This is a genomic window from Arthrobacter sp. P1_C12_2 (assembly GCF_056406415.1).
This window is the reverse complement of sequence record NZ_JBFUAF010000025.1, coordinates 33,216-53,075: the sequence shown is the minus strand read 5'-3', so window position 1 is coordinate 53,075 and position 19,860 is coordinate 33,216. Positions and strand designations below refer to the sequence as shown.

Annotated in this window: 14 protein-coding genes; all 14 read right to left on the bottom strand. The window is 66.2% G+C overall.

The window, feature by feature from the left end; all coding sequences use genetic code 11:
* Positions 1–3: 3 nt before the first annotated feature.
* The gene (locus AC1DZQ_RS20525; protein ID WP_476965233.1) at positions 4–2,283 is read right to left on the bottom strand and encodes a gluconokinase, GntK/IdnK-type; all 2,280 of its coding nucleotides are present in this window, start codon (positions 2,281–2,283) and stop codon (positions 4–6) included.
* Entirely contained in the window at positions 2,273–3,502 is a 1,230-nt protein-coding gene (gene manD / locus AC1DZQ_RS20520) for a D-mannonate dehydratase ManD (protein ID WP_476965232.1), read from the bottom strand. Before manD ends, AC1DZQ_RS20525 begins: the two co-directional genes overlap by 11 nt.
* 33 nt (positions 3,503–3,535) lie before the next feature.
* Positions 3,536–4,957, bottom strand: a complete 1,422-nt coding sequence (uidB, locus tag AC1DZQ_RS20515; protein ID WP_476965231.1) for a glucuronide transporter — start codon at positions 4,955–4,957, stop codon at positions 3,536–3,538.
* A gap of 58 nt (positions 4,958–5,015) precedes the next feature.
* Positions 5,016–6,827 carry a beta-glucuronidase gene (gene uidA / locus AC1DZQ_RS20510; RefSeq protein WP_476965230.1) on the bottom strand — a complete coding sequence of 604 codons (1,812 nt, stop codon included), beginning with the start codon at positions 6,825–6,827 and terminating at the stop codon, positions 5,016–5,018.
* 213 nt (positions 6,828–7,040) lie between these two features.
* Entirely contained in the window at positions 7,041–8,474 is a 1,434-nt protein-coding gene (locus AC1DZQ_RS20505) for a mannitol dehydrogenase family protein (protein WP_476965229.1), read from the bottom strand.
* Positions 8,471–9,877: a glucuronate isomerase gene (uxaC, locus tag AC1DZQ_RS20500; protein ID WP_476965228.1), complete on the bottom strand. Its 1,407-nt coding sequence runs from the start codon at positions 9,875–9,877 to the stop codon at positions 8,471–8,473. The genes AC1DZQ_RS20505 and uxaC overlap by 4 nt, the downstream gene beginning before the upstream one ends.
* A gap of 84 nt (positions 9,878–9,961) precedes the next feature.
* Positions 9,962–11,023 carry a LacI family DNA-binding transcriptional regulator gene (locus AC1DZQ_RS20495; protein WP_476965227.1) on the bottom strand — a complete coding sequence of 354 codons (1,062 nt, stop codon included), beginning with the start codon at positions 11,021–11,023 and terminating at the stop codon, positions 9,962–9,964.
* 95 nt (positions 11,024–11,118) lie between these two features.
* Entirely contained in the window at positions 11,119–12,285 is a 1,167-nt protein-coding gene (locus AC1DZQ_RS20490) for a Gfo/Idh/MocA family protein (RefSeq protein ID WP_476965226.1), read from the bottom strand.
* 30 nt (positions 12,286–12,315) lie between these two features.
* Positions 12,316–13,176 carry a sugar phosphate isomerase/epimerase family protein gene (locus tag AC1DZQ_RS20485; RefSeq protein WP_476965225.1) on the bottom strand — a complete coding sequence of 287 codons (861 nt, stop codon included), beginning with the start codon at positions 13,174–13,176 and terminating at the stop codon, positions 12,316–12,318.
* A gap of 49 nt (positions 13,177–13,225) precedes the next feature.
* Positions 13,226–14,101: an ATP-binding cassette domain-containing protein gene (locus AC1DZQ_RS20480; protein ID WP_476965224.1), complete on the bottom strand. Its 876-nt coding sequence runs from the start codon at positions 14,099–14,101 to the stop codon at positions 13,226–13,228.
* On the bottom strand, positions 14,098–16,014 hold the full coding sequence (locus tag AC1DZQ_RS20475; protein WP_476965223.1) for a dipeptide/oligopeptide/nickel ABC transporter permease/ATP-binding protein: 1,917 nt from the start codon (positions 16,012–16,014) through the stop codon (positions 14,098–14,100). The genes AC1DZQ_RS20480 and AC1DZQ_RS20475 overlap by 4 nt, the downstream gene beginning before the upstream one ends.
* A complete protein-coding gene (locus tag AC1DZQ_RS20470) occupies positions 16,011–16,952 on the bottom strand; it encodes an ABC transporter permease (protein WP_476965222.1) in 942 nt (313 codons plus the stop codon). The genes AC1DZQ_RS20475 and AC1DZQ_RS20470 overlap by 4 nt, the downstream gene beginning before the upstream one ends.
* 6 nt (positions 16,953–16,958) lie before the next feature.
* Positions 16,959–18,488, bottom strand: coding sequence for an ABC transporter substrate-binding protein (locus AC1DZQ_RS20465; protein ID WP_476965221.1), 1,530 nt, complete (start codon positions 18,486–18,488; stop codon positions 16,959–16,961).
* A 318-nt stretch (positions 18,489–18,806) separates the two neighbouring features.
* Positions 18,807–19,814: a Gfo/Idh/MocA family protein gene (locus AC1DZQ_RS20460; protein ID WP_476965220.1), complete on the bottom strand. Its 1,008-nt coding sequence runs from the start codon at positions 19,812–19,814 to the stop codon at positions 18,807–18,809.
* Between the last annotated feature and the right edge of the window lie 46 nt (positions 19,815–19,860).

Here is a 19,860-nt window from a genome sequence, read left to right as displayed (position 1 = left end):
GCGTCAGAGCCGGGTGTCGAAGGAGTCGCAGAAGACGTTCTCGTTGAACGTGCCCTGGAACTCCGACTTGCCCTGGATCTTCTCGATCGCAGCCCGGATGGCCTCCGGCGTGCCCGCGTGGGCGTGGATGGCCGTCCTCACCATCGGCACGTCAATGAGATGGTTGGGCTGGTTGAGCGAGACAAACACGGTGGGGACTTCGGTGGCATACCAGGGAATCTCGGCCGCCATGGGCGTTGACCATTTGATCCGGATCGCCGCCTCCTGGGCGAAGCCCTTGACGTTGGCGAACACGAACGCGGCATCGTACTTCTGGGCGTAATCCGCTGTGGCTTCCTCGGAGATGACGGACATGAAATTCACCCCGGTCTCGCCGGCGGACTGGCGTTGCTCGGCCGTCTTAAACACATGGACCTCAAAGCCGGCTTTTTCGAGCTCATCCCTGACGGTGTCCAGGTACGCCAGCGGATCCGCCATGGTGAAGTCCGCGCCGCCGGAAATGCCGTACAGCCTGATCCGTTTGTGCGTTGCCGGCGTGATGGGCAGGTTCTGCGCAGTGTCCTTGACCAGGGTGACGGTCTTGTCCGCAACTTCCGCGGCGATGGCCAAATGCGCCGGACTCCCGATCAGCTGCAGCGCTTCGGCCGGCGGGACGAGGGATTCCCGCGCGGCCTTGTGCAGTCCGAGCGAGGCCTTCAGGCCCAGGATCCGGCGCAGGGCGTCATGCAGCCGCGCCTCCGTGATGACCCCGGTTTTGTAGCCGTCCAGCATGTACCCGAAGTCCTCGGCCGGGTTCCGGAAGAACAGGAACATGTCGCAACCGGCCGCAATGGTGGCCGGGACGAGCTCGCTGCGCTTCATGGCCTGGGTGAGGCCGATCATCTGGGACGCGTCGGTGAGGATCAGCCCGTTGAAGCCGAGCTCGCCGCGGAGCAGATCCTGGAGGAGTTCCGGCGCCAGGGTCGCGGGCAGGATGTCCTCCGCCGCCAGTCCGGGGCGGAAATGCCGTGACAGGTCCGGCGCGCCGATGTGGCCGACCATGATGGACTGCACGCCGTGGCCGATCATCTCCCGGTACACATGCCCGTAGGTCTTGGACCATTCCTCGTAGCCGAACGTGTTGTAGGACGTGACCACGTGCTGGTCGCGTTCGTCCAGGCCGTCACCCGGGAAGTGCTTCATGGCGCAGACGGTTGGTGATTCGCTGATGCCGTCGAAGTACTCCTTGGCCCGTTCCACGACGATTTCCGGGCTGTTGCCGAAGGCCCGGGTGGAGATGACGGTGTTGCGCCAGTTGTAGTGGATGTCCACGATCGGCGCGAAGGCCCAGTTGCAGCCCAGCGCGGCTGTTTCCACACCGGCAACGCGCCCCATCTGCCGGGCGATGTCCTTGTCCGGGTGCGAGCCCGCCTGCAGGTGGGTCGAGACGAACGTCCCGTCGTCGCAACTGCCGGCGCCGCCCATTTCGGGGTTCGACGCGATCAGCAGCGGCACCCGTGTCTTGGACTGCGCGTAGCGGATGTGTTCCTGCACGTCGGCCGACGGCCCCGGCCGGTACCGCATGCCGCCCACGTGATACTGCTCCAGGACACCGTCGAGGTATTCCGGGGAGTAGTCGTTGTTGTGGTTGATGAACAGCTGCCCGATCTTCTCCTCGAGGGACATGGAGTCGATGGTGGACTCCACCCAGGCGATGGCGTCGTCGTCGAGGTTGAACGGCGCGGCCTTCAGGTCCACCAGGAACCGGGTGGCATCGCCCTGCAGCCCGTCAAGGGCCGCAACAGCGTCGTCAACGATTTGCTTCACTGGCGTGGCGATATCCACTACTACACTCGCTTCGTCGGTTTGGAGTTCCTCCAGGGTTTCCAGCTGCGAATCCAGCAGCGAGAGCGGCATGAAGTGCTCGGGCCGGGCGGCCATGCGGCTGCCCAGCAATTCCCGGGTCCCGTGCAGGTGCACGAACACCACGGACGAGTCACCGCTGCGGATGGTGTCGCGGTACGAACGCTTGAGCGCGCTGCACGCGATGACCAGGGCAGAGTCCGACGCCGCGAAGCGCCTGCCGATTTCGGCCAGCCACGGTGCCCGGTCGTCGTCGTCCAGCGGGGTACCGGAGGCCATCTTGTCGATGTTCGACTGCGGGTGCAGCGAATCGCCGTCGAGGAAATCCGCTCCGATGCGATCGGCGATGGCCGCGCCCACGGTGCTTTTGCCGCAACTGGTCACGCCCATCACCACAACGTGGTGGCGGGCGGGACCGGCGGTGCTCAGCTCACCAGTCATGGACGGTGCCGTCGACGAGGCGGTTGTAGGGCAGGTAGGCCTGCTGGTAGGGGTAGGCGGCGGCGGCTTCGGCGTTGAATTCGACGCCGATGCCGGGCTTGTCTCCCGGGTGGAGGTAGCCGTCCACGAAGGTCATGGATTGTTCGAAGACCTCGTTGGTCTTATCCGAGTGCTGCATGTATTCCTGGATCCCGTAGTTGTGGATCGCCAGGCCCACGTGCAGCTGCGCGGCGAACCCGACCGGGGAGATGTCGGTGGGGCCGTGGAAGCCGGACTTGATCTGGTACTGCGCGGCGAAGTCCATCACCTTCTTCAGCGGGCTGATCCCGCCGAAGTGGGTGGACGCGGCCCGGACGTAGTCGATCAGCTGTTCCTTGATCAGGGTCTGGTAGTCGTAGACGGTGTTGAAGATCTCCCCGATCGCCAGCGGGGTGGTGGTGTGCGCCCGGACCAGGCGCAGCGCCTCCTGGTTTTCGGCCGGGGTGCAGTCCTCGAGCCAGAACAGGTCGTAGGGTTCCAGCGCCTTGCCCAGCTTCGCGGCCTGGATCGGGGTCATCCGGTGGTGCCCGTCGTGCAGCAGCGGCAGTTCCGGGCCGAACTCGTTCCGGACCGCCTCGAACACGGACGGCAGGTGCCGGAGGTAGGCGCGGGTGTCCCAGTCCTCCTCCTGCGGGAACGCGCCGCGCCCGGCCGGTTCGTAGTCGTAGCGTTCGCCCGAGGCCTGGGCCTGGGCCGCGACGCCGTAGACGGCCTTGATCCCGGGGACCGCGGTCTGGATCCGGATCGACTTGTAGCCCAGCTCCAGGTGTTCGCGGACCGAGTCGAAGAGCGAGGGGAGGTCCGCGCCGGAGGCGTGGCCGTAGGCGCGCAGCCCGTTCCGGGACGCCCCGCCCAGGAGCTGGTAGACCGGCATCCCGGCGAGCTTGCCCTTGATGTCCCACAGCGCCATGTCGACGGCGGCGATCGCGGCCATCGTGACCGGGCCGCGGCGCCAGTACGAGGACCGGTACAGGAACTGCCAGGTGTCCTCGATCCGGTGCGGGTCCTTGCCGATCAGCAGCTGCGCGACGTGCTCCTTCAAATACGCCGCGACCGCGAGCTCCCGGCCGTTCAGGGTCGCGTCGCCGATCCCGGTCACGCCGTCCTCGGTGGTGATCCGCAGGGTCACGAAGTTCCGGGACGGGCTGGTGACGAACACTTCAGCGGCAATGATTTTCACAACAGGTCCTTTTTCTGGTCTTACGGGGGTGTCTTAGTTGCGGGGCGCCAACGGCGCGGCGCCGGCCGAAACAATGGGGGCAGCGGCCGGCACGCCGGCGCCGTCGGAAGTTCCGGTGCCTTCGCCGTCGGTGCGGCGGGCCCGGATCTCGGTGAGGATCCGGGCGTGCATGGCATCGGTAAGCGTGTACTTGGCCATCACGAGCACGGCCAGGGTGGTCATGACGGCCGGCAGCGCGCCGGCGGCGAGCTGGATGCCGAAGACGGCATCGGGCGTCTGAACGGCACCGGACTTGTAGCCGCCCAGGGCCAGGGCGTAGGCCGCGAGCGCACCGCCGACGGCCTGGCCGGTCTTGCGGGTGAAGGAGAACAGTGCGTAGGTGATGCCCTCGGTCCGGACTCCGGTCTTCCATTCGCCGTACTCCACGGTGTCGGCCTCGAGCGCCCACACGACAATGTTGACCGCTAGCACGCCCACGAGGCTGATGACCAGGCCGGTGAATCCGATCCAGACCTGGCTTGCCGGGGTGAAGAAGACGATGGCGCCGCCAATGACCGTGAGCAGCGAGGAGAAGATGTAGACGCGCTTCTTGCCAAGGTTCCGGACCAGCTTCGGCATGAACCCGGCCAGCACGAAGGTCAGCACGAGCTGGGTGATGGACAGCACGGGGTACAGGTCCAGCCGGCCCAGGACATCGCGGAGGTAGTACAGCTGGACCGAGGTGAGGGCCAGGTAGCCGGTCAGGAAGAAGAAGGAACTCACGCACAGCATCAGCAGCGGCCTGTTGCCCTTGAGGGTGTCCATGCTCTGCCTGAACGTGACGTTGGGGACGGCGCGGTGGACCCGTTCCTTGGCGGTCAGGACGGTGAAGAGGTACAGGGCCGCGCCGATGACGACGAACGCCAGGGTGATGGTGGTGAACGTTGCCTGCAGGTTGGCGCCCGGCTTGATCAGCGGGGCCACGAAGATGCCCAGGGCGGAGCCGACCAGCATCCCGCCGATCATCCGGGCGGAGCCGAGCTTGGCGCGTTCGGCCGGGTCCTGGGTCATGGCGCCGGCGAGGGAGCCGTAGGGGATGTTGACCAGGCTGTAGGCCAGGCCCAGGGCGGCGTACGTGACGTAGGCGTAGAGCAGGGTGCCGGATTCGCCGAGCTCAGGGATGGAGAACGTTGCCACGCTCAGCAGCAGCAGCGGGATGGAACCGAACATGATGAACGGACGGAACTTGCCGAACCGCTTGCTGTAGGTCCGGTCCACCACGCGGCCGGCGAAGACGTCGGCGAAGGCATCAAAGATCCGCACCACCAGCAGCAGGGTACCGGCGGCCGCGGCGGAGATCCCGGCCACATCCGTGTAGTACACCAGCAGGAACATGGTGGCGGTGGTGAAGGCAAGATTGTTGGCAGCATCGCCGGCGCCATAGCCGACGATGCTGAGCTTGTTCAGCTTTTTCATGAATGGGCTCCTTTACCCGATGCCGGACCTGGGTCCAGCGAAAAATGTGCGTTAAGGCCTACGCCTCGGAGGTGCTGTTCTTGGTGCCGGCCAGTGCCGACCACCGTTGGCGCAGGGCATAGGCGGCGGGTTTGGGCCGCCGGTCCCGGGTGAAGACGCCCTTCTTGTTGCCGTCCACGCGCATGATGCCGTTGGAAGTCTGGAAGTCCGCGAAGTTCCAGACCTGCTCACCGACCATCGCGTCGACCCGGTCGAAGACCCGGTGGTACATGGCCAGGAACGCTGCCTGGTATTCCTCGCTCCAGGGCTGTTCATAGATGGAGTGGAAGCCGGGCATGGTGTCCGGTCCGTACTCGGTCATGATCATGGGCTTGCCGTACTTGGCTTCCCACTCGCGCAGCTCCTTCTCGAGGTGCTGCTCGGCGGTTTCGAGGTCGCCGTTATCGACGTACCAGCCGTAGTAGCGGTTGAGCATGATCACGTCGAACAGGTCCCCGAGCAGTTCCTTGTCCGGGGTGTCGAACAGGACGTTGACGTAGCCGACGGGCCGGGTGGGGTCCAGGCCGCGGGTCAGCTCCACGAGGGGTGCGAAGTACTCGCGGGCGCCCTCCTCCGAACCGTTGGGTTCATTGGCGATCGACCAGATCACGACGGAGGGGTGGTTCTTGTCGCGTGCGACGAGTTCGGAAATCGCCTGCCGGTGGTTGGCGGCGGTGTTGGCGTCCACTCCGCCCTCTTCGTAGGTCTTCTTGGCGATGCCGCCGAAGACGGCGCCGAAGCCCAGGTGCAGCCCGACGGCGGCGGTCTCGTCGATCACCACGATGCCGTGCCGGTCCGCGAACTCCATGACTTCCTCGGCGTAGGGGTAGTGCGAGGTCCGGAACGAGTTCGCGCCCACCCAGTCCAGGAGCTGGAAGTCGTTGACCATCTGGGCGTTGCTGTGGCCCTTGCCGATGGCCACGTGGTCCTCGTGCATGCCGAAGCCGGTGAAGTAGAACGGTTCGCCGTTGATGAGGAATTCCTTGCCGCGGACTTCCACGGTGCGGACGCCGACCGGCAGGGTGTAGCTGTCCAGCAGCCTGCCGGCGTCGCGGATCTCCGCGGTGAGGCTGTACAGGTAGGCGGCTCCGGGCTTCCACAGCACGACGTCGGCGATCGTCAGGGTGCCGCGGGCGCTGTCGGCGCGGGCGACCTCGACGCCGTCGGCGTCGCGGAGCGAAACGGTGACCGTTTCCCCGCCGGTGCCGCCGGCGGTGGCAATCGTGTAGTCGACGCTGCCTGTTGTTCCTTCGAAGCCGGTGACGACGGTGATGTCATCGACCGTCACCGCGGGGGTGCTGAACAGCCAGAGGCTGCGGTGCAGGCCGGCGTAGTTGTAGAAATCGTGGAGGTAGCTCTGTTGCCGGCGGCCGTCCCCGGTGACGGTGATGGTCCCGGGCGGGATGGTGGCCTGCGTGAGCTCGTTGTTGACGGAGACCGTCAGGCGGAAGACCTGCCCGGGCGTCACGTGGTCCGTGATGTCCGCGCTGAACGGCATGTAGCCGCCGGTGTGCTGGGCCACGAGGGTGTCGTCGACCCACACCATGCCCTCGTGCGTGGCCGAGTCGAGGCGGACGTGGATGCGCTCACCGGCCCAGCCGCGCGGGACGCGGACTTCGCGCTGGTACCAGACGTAGCCCACGTGGTCCCGGATGGCCTTGTCCGGGAAGACGTCGTTGTAGCTGGCCGGGACGCCCATTTCCAGTCCGGATTCCAGGGGCGCCTTGAACCATTCGTCCCGGTGGCCGGAGCGGTCAAAGTCGACCTTGAACCGGTACAGGCCGTCGAGGTTGACGATCTCGCGGGTTTCGCTGGCCTGGGGCTTGAGCATCTGGGAGGTCCTATCGCGTCTTTGCGGGCAGTGCCGGGGGAGGATTTTGGGGGCCGGCGCCGGGGCCGGTTTTTTGCTCTTGCTGTAATCCTAATCACTTGGCAATCAAATGGCAAGCGGTTGCCATCATATTTTGTTGAAAGTTCATCGAAACACTGCTGCCCGGCTCCCCGTGGTCCGGGAGCCGGGCAGTAGTGCTTGCACGCAGCGCCGTTACGGGGAGACAGCCCGCTCCCCGAACGTTCCGCTCAAGCTTTCAATGAGATCCGCGACTGAGCCGTCTCCGGCCAGGGCCGGATCCACCAGGGCCAGCAAGGCGCGGATTCGCTCGGCGCCGACGAGCCGGTTCGCTGCGGCCACCTCGCCGGCCAGGGGATCCTGGAACGCGGCGGAGGCGGCGCTGTAGTCCATCCAGGCGGCAATCATGAGCGCGGCGGCAGCGCCGGACCTGCCCGCGGCACGCTCGGCCCGCAGCACCGGAACGGCGCGCATCCGCAGCTTTGTACTGCCGTCCATCGCGATTTGTGCGAGGTGGTGGGCAATCCGTGCGTTGCCGAACCGCTGCAGCAGGGCCGCGCGGTAGGCCGGGATCTGCAGATCCGCGGCGCTTCCCTCCGGCCCGGACAGGTTCGCTTCCGCCTCGTCCCAGAAATTTTCCACGGCCTGCAGGCACAGCGGGTCCGCCAGGGCCTGGGCCACGGTGGTGTGGCCGCGAAGCTGGCCGGCGTAGGCCAGCAGGGAGTGCGCGCCGTTCAGGAGCCACAGCTTGCGGTTCTCGTACGGCTCGATCTCAGCCACGAACACGGCACCGGCGTCTTCCCAGCGCGGCCGCCCGGCGGGGAAGTCCCCGCTGAGCACCCAGTTGGAGAAGGGCTCGGCCACCACGGGCGAATTGTCGCGGTAGCCGCACGCGGCCTGCACGGCGGCGATGTCCGCTGCAGTGGTGCGCGGGGTGATGCGGTCAACGGAAGTGCTGACGAAGCTGACGTTGGCGTCGATCCATCCAGCCAGGCCGGCGTCCCACGCCCCGGCCATGCCGGCCACGGCGTTGTGCGCCACAGTGCCGTTGCTGGAGAGGTTGTCGCAGCAGACGACGGCGAGCGGTCCCGCCCCGGCAGTCCGGCGGACGGCGAGGGCGAAGACCAGCCGGCCCAGCGGCGTCGTCGGGTTGGCGCCGCCGGACGCCAGCAGCGCAAGGTCGGCGGCGACGTCGGGGGCAGTGCGGTCGAGCTGCCCGTCGGCGCGGAGCCGGTAGGCCGCTTCGGTGATGGTCAGGGTGATCACCGCGGTGGCCGGAGCGGCAACCAACTCCGCCAGCCGCTGCACATCCGCCCCGTCCACGGCTTCGACGATGCTGCCGACGACGGCGAAGGAGTCGCCGTCGTCGGCCCGGTTCACGATCGTGTAGAGCCCGTCCTGTTCAGCCAGTGCCAGTGCAGCGTCGGGGCGGCGGCCGGTAAAGGCCGCGATGCCCCAGTCCGCGGCGTCGGACGCCTGGTGGGTGTACCACCCTTGGTGCGAGCGGTGGAAGGCGCCCAGCCCCAGATGGACGATCCGCACGGGCGCCTTGGCGCCGGGGTGCAGGCGGCGGCTTAGTTGGGGAAGTTCCACGGCGGGTGCCACCTCGGAGTGCTGGTCGACGTTCACAGTTTGAACACCCGTCGGGGTGAGCCGTCCACGATGTCGACGATCAGTTCATGGGCGCGGTCCTCGCTGACGCGGTGCTCCGCCACCAGCCTGGCCAGGAAGGAGGCCTCGATCCGGCGGGAGGCGTCGTGACGCGCGGGGATGGAACAGAAGGCGCGGGTGTCGTCGATGAAGCCGGACGAGCGGGAGAATCCCGCGGTTTCGGTCACGGCCGAGCGGAAGCGCAGCATGGCGTCCGGTGCGTCCAGGAACCACCACGGGGCGCCGAGGTAGACGGACGGGTAGAAGCCTGCCAGCGGCGCGAGTTCCCGGGAGAACACGGTCTCATCGAGGGTGAAGAGCACCAGGTGGAAGTCCTTGGCGGTGCCGAAGTCCTGCAGCAGCGGGCGGATGGCCTCGGTGTAGTTGACGGCGAACGGGATGTCGTGGCCGGTGTCGGCGCCGTGCACGTTGAACGTTGGTTCGTGATGGTTGCGGTAGGAACCCGGGTGGATGGTCATGACCAGGCCGTCCTCCACGGACATCCTGGCCATCTGGTACATCATGTGGGCTTCGAAGTCGTCGCGGTCGGCCGCCGTGGCCTGGCCCGAGCGGGCGCGCTCGAACAGTCTGGCCGCATCGCCGGCGTCGAGCTTGAGGGTTGCCGGTGTCCGGACACCRTGGTCGGCCGAGACTGCGCCGTGGTCCACGAAGTATCGACGCCGGTTTTCCAGGGCGGTGAGATAGCCGGCATAGCCGGTGGCGCCGTCGCCCGCTGCCGCGATGAGCCGGTCCACGTTCGCGGACCACGTGGGGTGCGCGATGTTGAGGTAGGCGTCCGGGCGGAAGGTGGGCAGGACTCGGCCGTGGAACGTGGGGTCCTCGTCGATCGCCTTGTGGCTGGCCAGGGTGTCCAGGGGGTCGTCCGTGGTGGCCAGGACCTCGATGTTGAAGTCTTTGAAGAGCTGGCGGGGCCGGAAGCCGGGCTCCAGCAGCCTGGCGGAGATCGCATCAAAGCTGGCATCGGCACTCTCGGCGCTGATCTCCTGCCGCAGGCCGAAGACGCTGCTGAACTGGGTGCGGAGCCAGTAGCCGGAGGCCGTGCCTTCGAACAGCGGCCAGGCCTTGCAGAACTCGTGCCAGACCGCGCGGGAGTCCGGTTCCGCCGCTGCCGGGCCCCGCAGCCGGTCCAGCGGGACGCCGCTGGCGTGGATCAGCCGGGTGACGTAGTGGTCCGGGCTGACCAGCAGCGTTGCCGGGTCCGGGAAGGGGCTGTTGTGCTCGATGACTGCGGCGTCAACGTGCCCGTGCGGGGAAATGATGGGGAGGTCCTGGACGCGCTGCAGGAGGTCGCGCGCAATGCTGCGCGTTCCGGGATCCGCGGGCAGGAGCCGGTCTGGGTTGGCGGCAATCGACTGTGACATAGATCAATGGTCCGGCTTGCCTCCGGCATTTGTCAACCGGTTGCCAACAATTGCCATCAGGTTGCGGGCGGCCTTACGGCATGACTAGCCCGCGGGCAGCAGCCGTCCGCTCGAGCCGCGCAGCACCAGCTCCGTCTCGACGCGCAGGGTGGCGGCAGGCTCCCCCGTGCCGTGCAGGAGATCGAGCAGCAGCGTGGCAGCGCCCGAGCCGCACTCCCCCAGCGGCGAGCGCACGGTGGTGAGCGGAGGTGTCGTGAAATCGGCCCCGAAGATGTCGTCGAAGCCCACGATACTGATCTGGTCCGGAACAACCATGCCGGCGGCCTGGAGTTCCTGCATGAGCCCGATGGCCAGGAGGTCGTTGTAGGTCAGCACCGCCGTGGCGCCGCTGGCCCGGACGTCGCGCGCCACCTGGCGGCCGCCGTCGACGGTGGGTTTGGTGGACTCCAGCCGCACGGCCTCGAGTCGGGACCATTCGCAGGCAGCCTGCACGCCTTCCCAGCGGCGCGCGGACATCCAGGACTGCGGCGGCCCGGCAACAAAGGCAACCTTGTGGTGCCCGTTGGCGGCCAGGCTGCGGACTGCCTCGCTGATGCCCTTGTTCACGTCGGGAACCACGCACGGCACGCCGTCAACCTCGCGGTTGATGACCACCACCGGCTTGTCCCGGGCGATGGCCCGGATGTCGTCGTCGTCCATGCGGGGGCTGGCCAGGATGAGGCCGTCCACGGTGGCCATCATCCGGCGTGCTGCCGTCAGCTCGGTGACGCCGGACTCGGCCGACTCGGCCAGCATCAGGGTGTAGTCCCGCAGCGTCGCCGTAGTTTCCGCCCCGCGGATAATGTCGAAGAACGTGGGGTTGGTGATGTCCGCGACGATCAGGCCGAAGGTGTTGGTGCGGCCGGTGGGCAGCGCGCGGGCGAACGGATTGACCTGGTAGTTCAGCTCGGCGGCGGCGTCCTCGATGAGTTTCTGCGTCTTGGCGCTGACGCGGCCGGGCTTGCTGAGCGCCCGTGAGACGGTGGAGGGATTGACGCCGGCAACCTTGGCAATGTCGTAGATGGTGGCGTGGGACTTTCCGGACCGGGAGTGCTTCTTGGCCGGGCCTGCTGTTGCCGCAGCGTCCGGCGTGTTGGGTTCAGTCACCGCCCCATCCTAACGAGGAAATATCCCAACTAGCTCGCAGCAGGGGCCGTTTTGAGGGCTCAAAACGGCCCCTGCTGCGACTCAGTTGGGCGGGGCTAGGAGCGCTCGGGGAACTTGCCTTCGTCCGCGATGCGCTTGTTCAGCTCGGCGAGGAACTCGTCCTCGTCGAAGTCCAGGCCCACCTCCGTGCCGGTCCAGCTGGAGAGGTGGATGGCGTTGGCCAGGCGGACACCCTTGATGCCGTCCGATCCCGGGGCCAGCAGCGGTGTGCCGTCCAGGATGTTGGCGGCGAAGTTCGCCAGGACGCCGGAGTGCTGCGTGCCCCAGGCCGACTCGAACTCGATGACCTCGGTGGTGTAGTACTCCCCGGGATTCAGCTCGCCCATGAAGAGCTTGCGGACATCGTCCATGCCCATGCCATCGCTGAGTTCACGCTCGGGCTTCTTCAGGCGGGTCACGGTGGCGGTCTTGCTGTTCTCGACCACGATCTTGCCTTGGTCGCCCAGGATCTCGAAGCGGTCGGTGCCCACAAGGTCGTGCGTCGCGGTGACGAAGACGCCCGTGGCGCCGTCGCCGTAGTCCACCACGGCCGTGACCTCGTCCTCCACGGCAATGTCGCGGCGGAAGCCGTAGGCAACCTTGGCGTAGACGGACTTCGGCACGCCGCAGATCCACTGCCACAGGTCCAGCTGGTGCGGGGCCTGATTGACCAGCACGCCGCCGCCCTCGCCGCCCCATGTGGCGCGCCATTCGCTGGAATTGTAGTAACCCTGCGGGCGCCACCAGTTGGTGATGATCCAGTTGGTGCGGCGGATGCCGCCGATCTCGCCGTTGTCGACGATCTCTTTCAGCTTTTGGTACAGCGGGTTGTTGCGCTGGTTGAACATGATGGCGAAGGACAGCTCGGGCTTGCCCGCGGCAAACTCGTTGAGCTCCCTTACCTGCCTGGTGTACACGCCGGCCGGCTTCTCCACGAGGGCGTGGATGTTGCGCCTGAGGGTCTCGATGCCCATTTCCGGGTGCAGGAAGTGCGGCACGCACGTCACGACCGCATCGACGTTGCCGCTTTCGAGCATGGCGATGTAGTCGTCGTAGAAGGGCGCGTCGGGATACTTGGCGGCCGCCAGTTCCTTCTTCGCGGGGTCGGTGTCGCAGATGGCGCCGATCACCATGTTCGGGACCAGCCCGTCGGTGATGAACTGGGCGTAGGCGCCGCCCTGCTGGCCCAGGCCGATGATGCCCAGGCGTACTTGCTTGCTCATGTGGTGATTCTCCCTGTCTTGTTGCAAAGTCTAGAAAAGGTTCGAGTGGCCCATGGCCACCAGGTTGTCGTAGGAGGTCTGCAGCGCGTCCCACACCGTGCGCCCGTACAGTTCGTCCTGCTCCACGAGCAGGTACCCGGCGCCGGCGGCCTGGGCGGCGGAGATGATGGCGGGGAAGTCCAGGTTGCCTTCGCCCACCTCGGCGAACTGGACCACGTCCTTGAACTCGGTCATGAAGCCCCTGAAATCCCCGGTTTCCAGGAGCCCGAAGGCGCGCTCGGGGAGCCGACCGATCCTGTAGTCCTTCAGGTGCACCATGGCCGTGCGGCCGGCGTACTTCTGCAGGGTCCGGACCGGGTCCAGGCCGCCGCGCTGCACCCAGTGGACATCGATTTCCAGGCCCATGGCCGGGGAGTTCGCGGCGATAATGTCCAGCATGTAGGTGCCGTCAAACTTCGCGAACTCGATATGGTGGTTGTGGTAGTACAGGCCGATCCCGTGTTCGGCCAGGCGCTCGGCGTAGTCGTTGGCCTGCTTGGCAAAGTCCACCACGGCGTCGACCGATTTCATGGCGGGGAACGGCAGCATGCCGATCCGCAGCAGCGTCGTGTCCAGGCGCTTGGCGTCCTCGACGATCTTGTCGAAGTGGTCCTTGAGCGAATCGCCGGGCATGCCCTTGGGCGTTTCCATGGCGACGGAGAGGGCGGCCACCTCCATGCCGAGTTCGGTCTGCGCGCGTTCCAGTTCCGCCACGTTCTCCGGTGTCATGGGGATCTGGGAGACTTCGACGGCGTTGTAGCCGATCGCGTTGACCTTCCGGAGCGTCTCGAACGCCCCGAGTTCGGCGACGCTGTCCTTCAGCATCATTGCCTGCACACCAATTCTGGCCATTCTGGTTCCTCCGTTGCTATACGTGTTGTGCTGGATCTGGCGCGTGCCCTCAGGCGAGGGCGCCCGCTTGTTCATGCTGCATCCGCTGCGTTTCGAGCAGGCGGTGCCGGTCCGCTCGGCGCTGTTCCTGCCGGTCCGGGTCCGGGACCGGGGACGCGAGCAGCAGCCGCTGGGTGTAGGGGTGGTCGGGGTCGGTGGTGACCACGCCGGCCGGGCCCTGTTCGACGATCTCCCCGTGATACATCACGGCCACGCGGTGGCTGATGTGCCGGACGACGTCGAGGTCGTGCGAGACGAAAAGGTAGGACACGCCGGTGTCCTTCTGGATCTGCAGGAACAGATCCAGCACCCGGGCCTGGGTGGAAAGGTCCAGGGCGCTGACCGGTTCATCGCAGACGATCAGCTTGGGCGAGAGAGCCAGGGCCCGGGCGATCGCCACGCGCTGGCGCTGCCCGCCACTGAATTCGCGCGGCAGCCGGTTGATGGCGTCGGACGGCAGGCCCACCTGGTCCAGCAGTTCCGTCACGCGCTTCCTGGCCGCGGCGGCATCCATGCCCTGCACACCCAATGGCTCGGAAAGGATGCCGCCGACCTCCAGTGCCGGGTTCAGCGAGGTGTAGGGATCTTGGAAAACCACCTGCAGGTCCCGGCTCAGGACCCGCCGGTCCTTGCGGCTGGCGTGGCTGATGTCCTTGCCGTCGAAGCTGATCTTCCCGCCGGTCACGGGCGCCAGCCCCAGGATGGCGCGGCCCAGCGTGGTCTTGCCTGAACCGGATTCTCCCACCAGGCCGAGGGTTTCGCCCCGGCCGATGGTGATGTTGATGTCCGTCAGGGCGCGGAAGGGCTTTGCCCGGAAATGCTTGCTGGGGTACTCAACCACCAGCCGGTCCACTGCGAGCAGCGGCGCGCTTTCGGTGATGCTCATGCGACTGGCTCCTTCTGCCGGGGGGAAACGAGCATGGACATGGGTTCCTTGCCTTCAAGCATCGAGGCCAAAAGCGTCTGCGTGTAGGGTTCCTGCGGATGGCGGAGTATGTCGCGGACAGGCCCCTCCTCCACGAGCCGGCCGTTCTGCATGACGGCCACACGGTCGCAGAGATCCGCCACCACTCCGAAATTGTGGGTCACCAGGATGACGCCGATGTTCAGGCGCTCCTGGAGCCCGCGCAGCAGGTCCAGCACCTCCGCCTGCACCGTGACATCCAGGGCCGTGGTGGGCTCGTCCGCGATCACCAGATCCGGCTCGCAGCTGATGGCACCGGCGATCAGCACCCGCTGGGCCATGCCGCCGGAGACTTCGTGCGGGTAGGCGTTGAAGGTCCGGTCGGGGCTGGCGATGCCGACGTCGGCGAGCAGCTTCAGCGCCCGCTTCCTGGCCTCGGCCTTGGAGATTCCGAGGACGCGCACCATGGGAGTGACCAGCTGGTAGCCGATGGTGAACGCAGGGTCCAAGTTGCTCATAGGCTCCTGCGGAATGTAGGAAATCCGTCTGCCGCGGAGTTTGGACAGGCGCTCCTGGCTGACGTGTTCCTCGCCCGGAACCACGGTGTAGTTGCCGTCGAACTGGATGGATCCGGCCACAATGCGGGCGTTGTCCGGCAGCAGCCCCAGGATGGAGAAGGCGGTCTGGGACTTGCCCGAGCCGGATTCGCCCACGATGCCCAGGAACTCGCCGCGGTCCACGTGGAAGGAGACGTCGTCAACGACCTTCTTGATGGAACCGTCCGCCTGCGGATAGCCGACGCCGAGATTGGTCACCTTGACGAGGTGGTGCTCTGTTCCGGGAACGACGGCGGCCACTGACTTCCGCGACGGGCGGGCGGCGGCGGATGCCGCCGTCGTCGAGCCTGTAGCCGGGACCGTGACCGGAGACTTGGTGCGGCGGTGCTTGATCTTTTCGCCGTCTTCCAGGGCGTCGCGGATGGCGTTGCCCAGCAGGACCAGGGCGCCGATGGTCAGCGCCATGGCCTGTGCCGGCCAGAAGAGCAGCGTCGGATTCAGGTAGACGTTCTTGAAGCCCTCGGAGAGCATGACGCCCCAGGTGGCCTTGGTGGGATCGCCCAGGCCGAGGAATTCCAGGCCGGACTGGATGGCGATGGCCACGCCGGCAATCGCCGCGGTCTGGATGATGATCGGAGCCCGGACCACGGAGAAGATGTGCCGGGCGATGATGCTCAGGTCCGAGAGCCCGGATACACGTGCGGCGTCAACGTACAGTTCGTTGCGCACCGATTGGACGGCCGTCCGGGTCAGCCGGAAGTAGGACGGGCTGATGAGGATGCCGAAGGCGATCATCGACAACCACACCGAGGGGCCGAAGGCGGCCCGGATGGTCAGCAGCACGATCAGGCCCGGAAGGCTCATGAGGATGCTGACCACCCAGTTGGAGACTGCCTCGAACTTGCCGGAATAGTAGCCGGCGATCAGGCCGGCCGGCAGGCCGATGGCAATGGCCACGCCCGCGCAGAGCAGTGCGGAAAGCAGCGTCAGCTGCGCACCGAACAGCAGCCGGCTCCACACGTCGCGCCCGGCGCTGTCCGTTCCGAGGATGTTGACGGAGTCCGGGGCGGCTAGGGTCTTGGCAATGTTGGCGTAGTTCTGGTCGAAGGGCGCCAGGACCGGGGCCAGGATGGCCAGGAGCGAGATCGCCAGCAGGATGGTCATGGCAACGATGCCCAGGGGGTTCTTGAACAGGCGCCGGATGACGGTGGAACGGACCAGCGTGCCGCTTTGCCCTGTTCCGATCTTCCCTGTGGGGGCGGCGGGTGGAGGGGCGGCGGGTGAAGGGGCAGAGGGTGGAGGGGCGGCGACTGCCGCGGTTTCTACAGAATCGCTCATGAGACACGTACCTTCGGGTTGAGCCAGCCATTGAGAATGTCCACCAGCAGGTTCACCACGATGACGACGACCACCGTGTACATCACGACGCCCATCACCACCGGAAGATCGGACTGGCCGGTAGCGGCGACCGCCAGCGGACCCATGCCGGGAAGGGCGAAGATCTGCTCGATGATCACCACGCCGCCAAGCATGCCGATCAGCTGCAGGCTCAGCACGGTCAGGCCGGCCGGAGCGGCGCTGCGCAGGACGTGTCTGAACAGAATCTCGCGCTCGCCGATCCCGCGGCTGCGCAGGGTGCGGACATAGTCGCGCTCGAGTTGTTTGATCACGGCGCTGCGGATCTGCTGCGCGCCGCCGGTGACGCCGTTGATCAGCAGGGCGATCACCGGAAGGGACATGGAATAGATCCAGGCGTCGGCCCCGGAGTCCGGGGAAATGGTGCTGGTAGCCGGGAAGAGGCCCATCTGGATGGCCAGGATGGTGACCAGGATGACGCCGATCACGAACCCCGGGACGGAGTCGCCGATGATGGCGCCAACCTGGACCACCCTGTCCACCCAGCCTCGCTTGACCGCAGCGGCAATGCCAATGAGTGCGGCACAAATTGCGATCAGGATCATTGCGGCGAAAACCATGGTCATGGTCACGGGAATCCGGCTGGCCAAGGAGTTGGCCACCGGTTCCGAGGTGAACCAGGATGCGCCAAGGTTTCCGCTGAGGGCATCGGACACCCAGGTGAAGTAGCGGGTCAGCAGGGGCTGATCCAGGCCTAGCTCGTGTTCTTTCAACCCCACCTGCTCAGCGGTGGCCTGGTCGCCCAGGATGTTCCTGGCGATGCTCCCGCTGGACATATACAGCAGGAAGAAGGTGAGCGCCGAGACAACAAACAGCACCACCAGCCCGCTGCCCAGCCTTTTCGCAATGAACCTGATCATGGTGTCCTACTTGGCCGGTGAGTAGTTGTAGATGGACGGAACGGCCTGCTGGATCTGAGGCGTCACATTCACCTTGGCGTTGTGGTAGTACATCTGGTTGACGCGGAACAGCGGAGCGAACCAGGCCTGCTCCACCACATACTTGTTCACTTCCTGGGCCAGCTTGCCGGCGTCGGCGCCGCCGTTGCGCACGGCGTCAATCTTGGCGTCGAGCTCCGGCGACGCGTTCTTGAATGGGTTGTAGAGCGCCTTGGTGGAGATGATCTGGTTGATGGCAACTGTCGGCTGGCCCTGGAAGAGGGAGAAGTACATGGTGGTGTATTTCTGTCCAGCCACATCGGACGTGAAGGTGTTGGTGAGCGCGGCGCCAATCTTCAGGGTGATACCGACGTCTGCCAGCTGCTGCTGGACCACGGAAATCTGGGTCTGGAAGTCGGGGATGCTGGGGACTTCCAGGGTCACGCCGGATTCATAGCCGGCCTCTTTGAGGAGCTGCTTGGCCTTGGCCGGATCGTAGCTGTAGTAGTTCTCCAGCCCTTCGGTCCAGGCGCCGCTGGCCTTGCCGAACGGCTGGGACGTCGGGGTGCCCTGGCCCAGCAGGACCTGGTCCAGGATGGTCTTGCGGTCAAAGGCGTAGTTGATGGCCTGGCGGACCTTGACGTTTTGCAAGGCCGGGTTCTTGGCACCGTCACGGTCCAGCAGGAGCAGGCCCTGCCAGTCCACCTCGTTGGCGGCCAGCTTCATCTTGGCGCCCTCGGCCTGCTTGCCGTTCTTGGGGTCCAGGAGGGTGGCGTCCACCTGGCCGGAGACCAGGGCGTTGGTGCGGGCTGTGGGGTCGGCCAGGATCTTGAAGGTGAGCTTGGAGTACTTCTGCAGATCCTTGTTCCAGTAGTCCTTCCGGGCGGTGAACACGGTCTGGGAATCCTTGACCGACGCGGCCCTGTCCATCACGTAGGGCCCGGAGCCCACCGGTTCGGTCTTGATGCCGTCGGTTCCGAGCGCCTTGGGGCTGCCCATCAGGCCGGCGGCCTGGCTGAGGAAGTATTCCAGGGCCGGGTCCGGGGTGCTGAGGTTGATGTCGATGGTGTCGGCGTCCACAACGGCGACGTCTTTGACCGCGTTGAGCTGGGCCATCTGCGGGCCGTTGGCCTTCTTGAAGTGGTCCATGTTGGCTTTGGCGGCCTCGGCGTCAAACTTGGCGCCGTCACTGAAGGTGACGTCCGTGCGCAGGTCCACCGTCAGTTTGGTGTTGGCTGCGTTGTACTTCCAGGCCGTTGCCAGCATGGGGCTGAGCTTTCCATCCGGCTGGCGCAGGATCAGGGTGTCATAGACGGCCTGGTACGGCTGGAGGAGGTGGCCCACATGGGCCTGGGCCGGGTCCCAGGACCGGACGTCCTGGATGGTGCCCAGCGTCAGGGCCGTGGCCGTGGTGCCTGCGGCCGAGCCGCCCGCTGCAGCGCCGCCGCCGCAGCCGGTGAGCGCGAGGGATGCGCTGAGGATGAGGGCAGCTGCTGCTGCCTTGGGACCGAACTTCATTGTTGGCTCCTTTGGATCGCTTGACGAGGTCCGTTGCCACGGACGATGGTGGCGGCAATGTGGCTTGGGCCACATTGCCGCTTGTGGGTTCAGCGTACGTTGGGTTGCCACATCTGGCAACCGGTTGTCACAACCTTATTGAATTATTGCGAACAGGTAGTGTGACTGGGCAGCACGACGGCGCACAACGGCGCGGCGGAAGCGTGCACGACGGCGCTGCGGAGGCGCGCACGTAGTGAACAATCACCACGCACGCAACGAACGAGAAGCGCGTAGAAGTCCGCGCGCGGTTGCGAAAAACCGCGGAGACGCGTCCGGCTAGGACACCTTTTCCTCAGAGCCGGGGTAGGACTGCCGGTAGAGTTCCTTCACGATCCGCAGCGACTTCGCCCCTTCGGCGGCGTCAATCCAGAACGGGCCCGGCTGCGCCAGTCCGGCATAGAAATCTACGATCAGCAGGGCATGCGAAACACCCCAGTAGGAACGGCCGCCCGATCCAATGGCGCGTTCACGGACCACCTCGCTGCGCCCGCCGTCGTAAGTGACCGTCAGGTCCCCGCGCAGGCTCAGCGTTGCCCTCTCGGTACTGATGTCCAGGGTGACGGGTGCGTTGAAGGTGTTGGCGAGGGTGGCGTAGAAGACGCTGCGCGCGCCGTTGCTGTGCAGCGCGGCAAACTCCGCGGTGTCCTCCACCTCGATCGCTTCTGCCAGCGCATGGGTCGAGGCGGTGCCGGCGAGCGTGACGACGTCGCCCAACAGCCATTGCAGCAGGTCAACGGTGTGGATGGCCTGGTTCATCATCAGGCCGCCGCCGCCCTCGCCCCAGCTTCCGCGCCAGGGCCGGCCGAGGTAGTAATCGGGCTGCCGGTGCCACATGACCGTGGCCGAGGCCCCCAGCACCTTGCCCAGTTCACCGGAGTCCAGCAGCCGGCGCATTTCCTGCACCGGGGCGTTGTAGCGGTTCTGGAAACACAGGCCAATTTTCGCCGGGCTTGCGGCAGCCGCGGCCAGCAGCCTTTCGCCCTCGGAAAGGGTGTGCGCCAGGGGCTTTTCCAGCACCACGTTGACGCCGCGGTGCAGGCATTCGATCGCGATCGCCGCATGTTCGTGATGCGGGGTGGTGATGTGCACGACGTCGGGAGCGGTCGCCTCGAGCATGTCGCGGTAGTCCTCGAAGCCGGGGACCCCGTGGGCCTCCTGCGCCGCGGCGCGCCGCCCCGGATCCGTGTCACAGACGGCCACCAATTCGGCGTCGTCCATCCCTGCAAGTGCTTCAAAGTGAACGACCGACACGTCGCCGCAGCCGATGATTGCCGCCTTTGGCATCCGGAGCTCCCTATTTCCCTAGTGGTGGTGCATTCCTGCTAAAAGA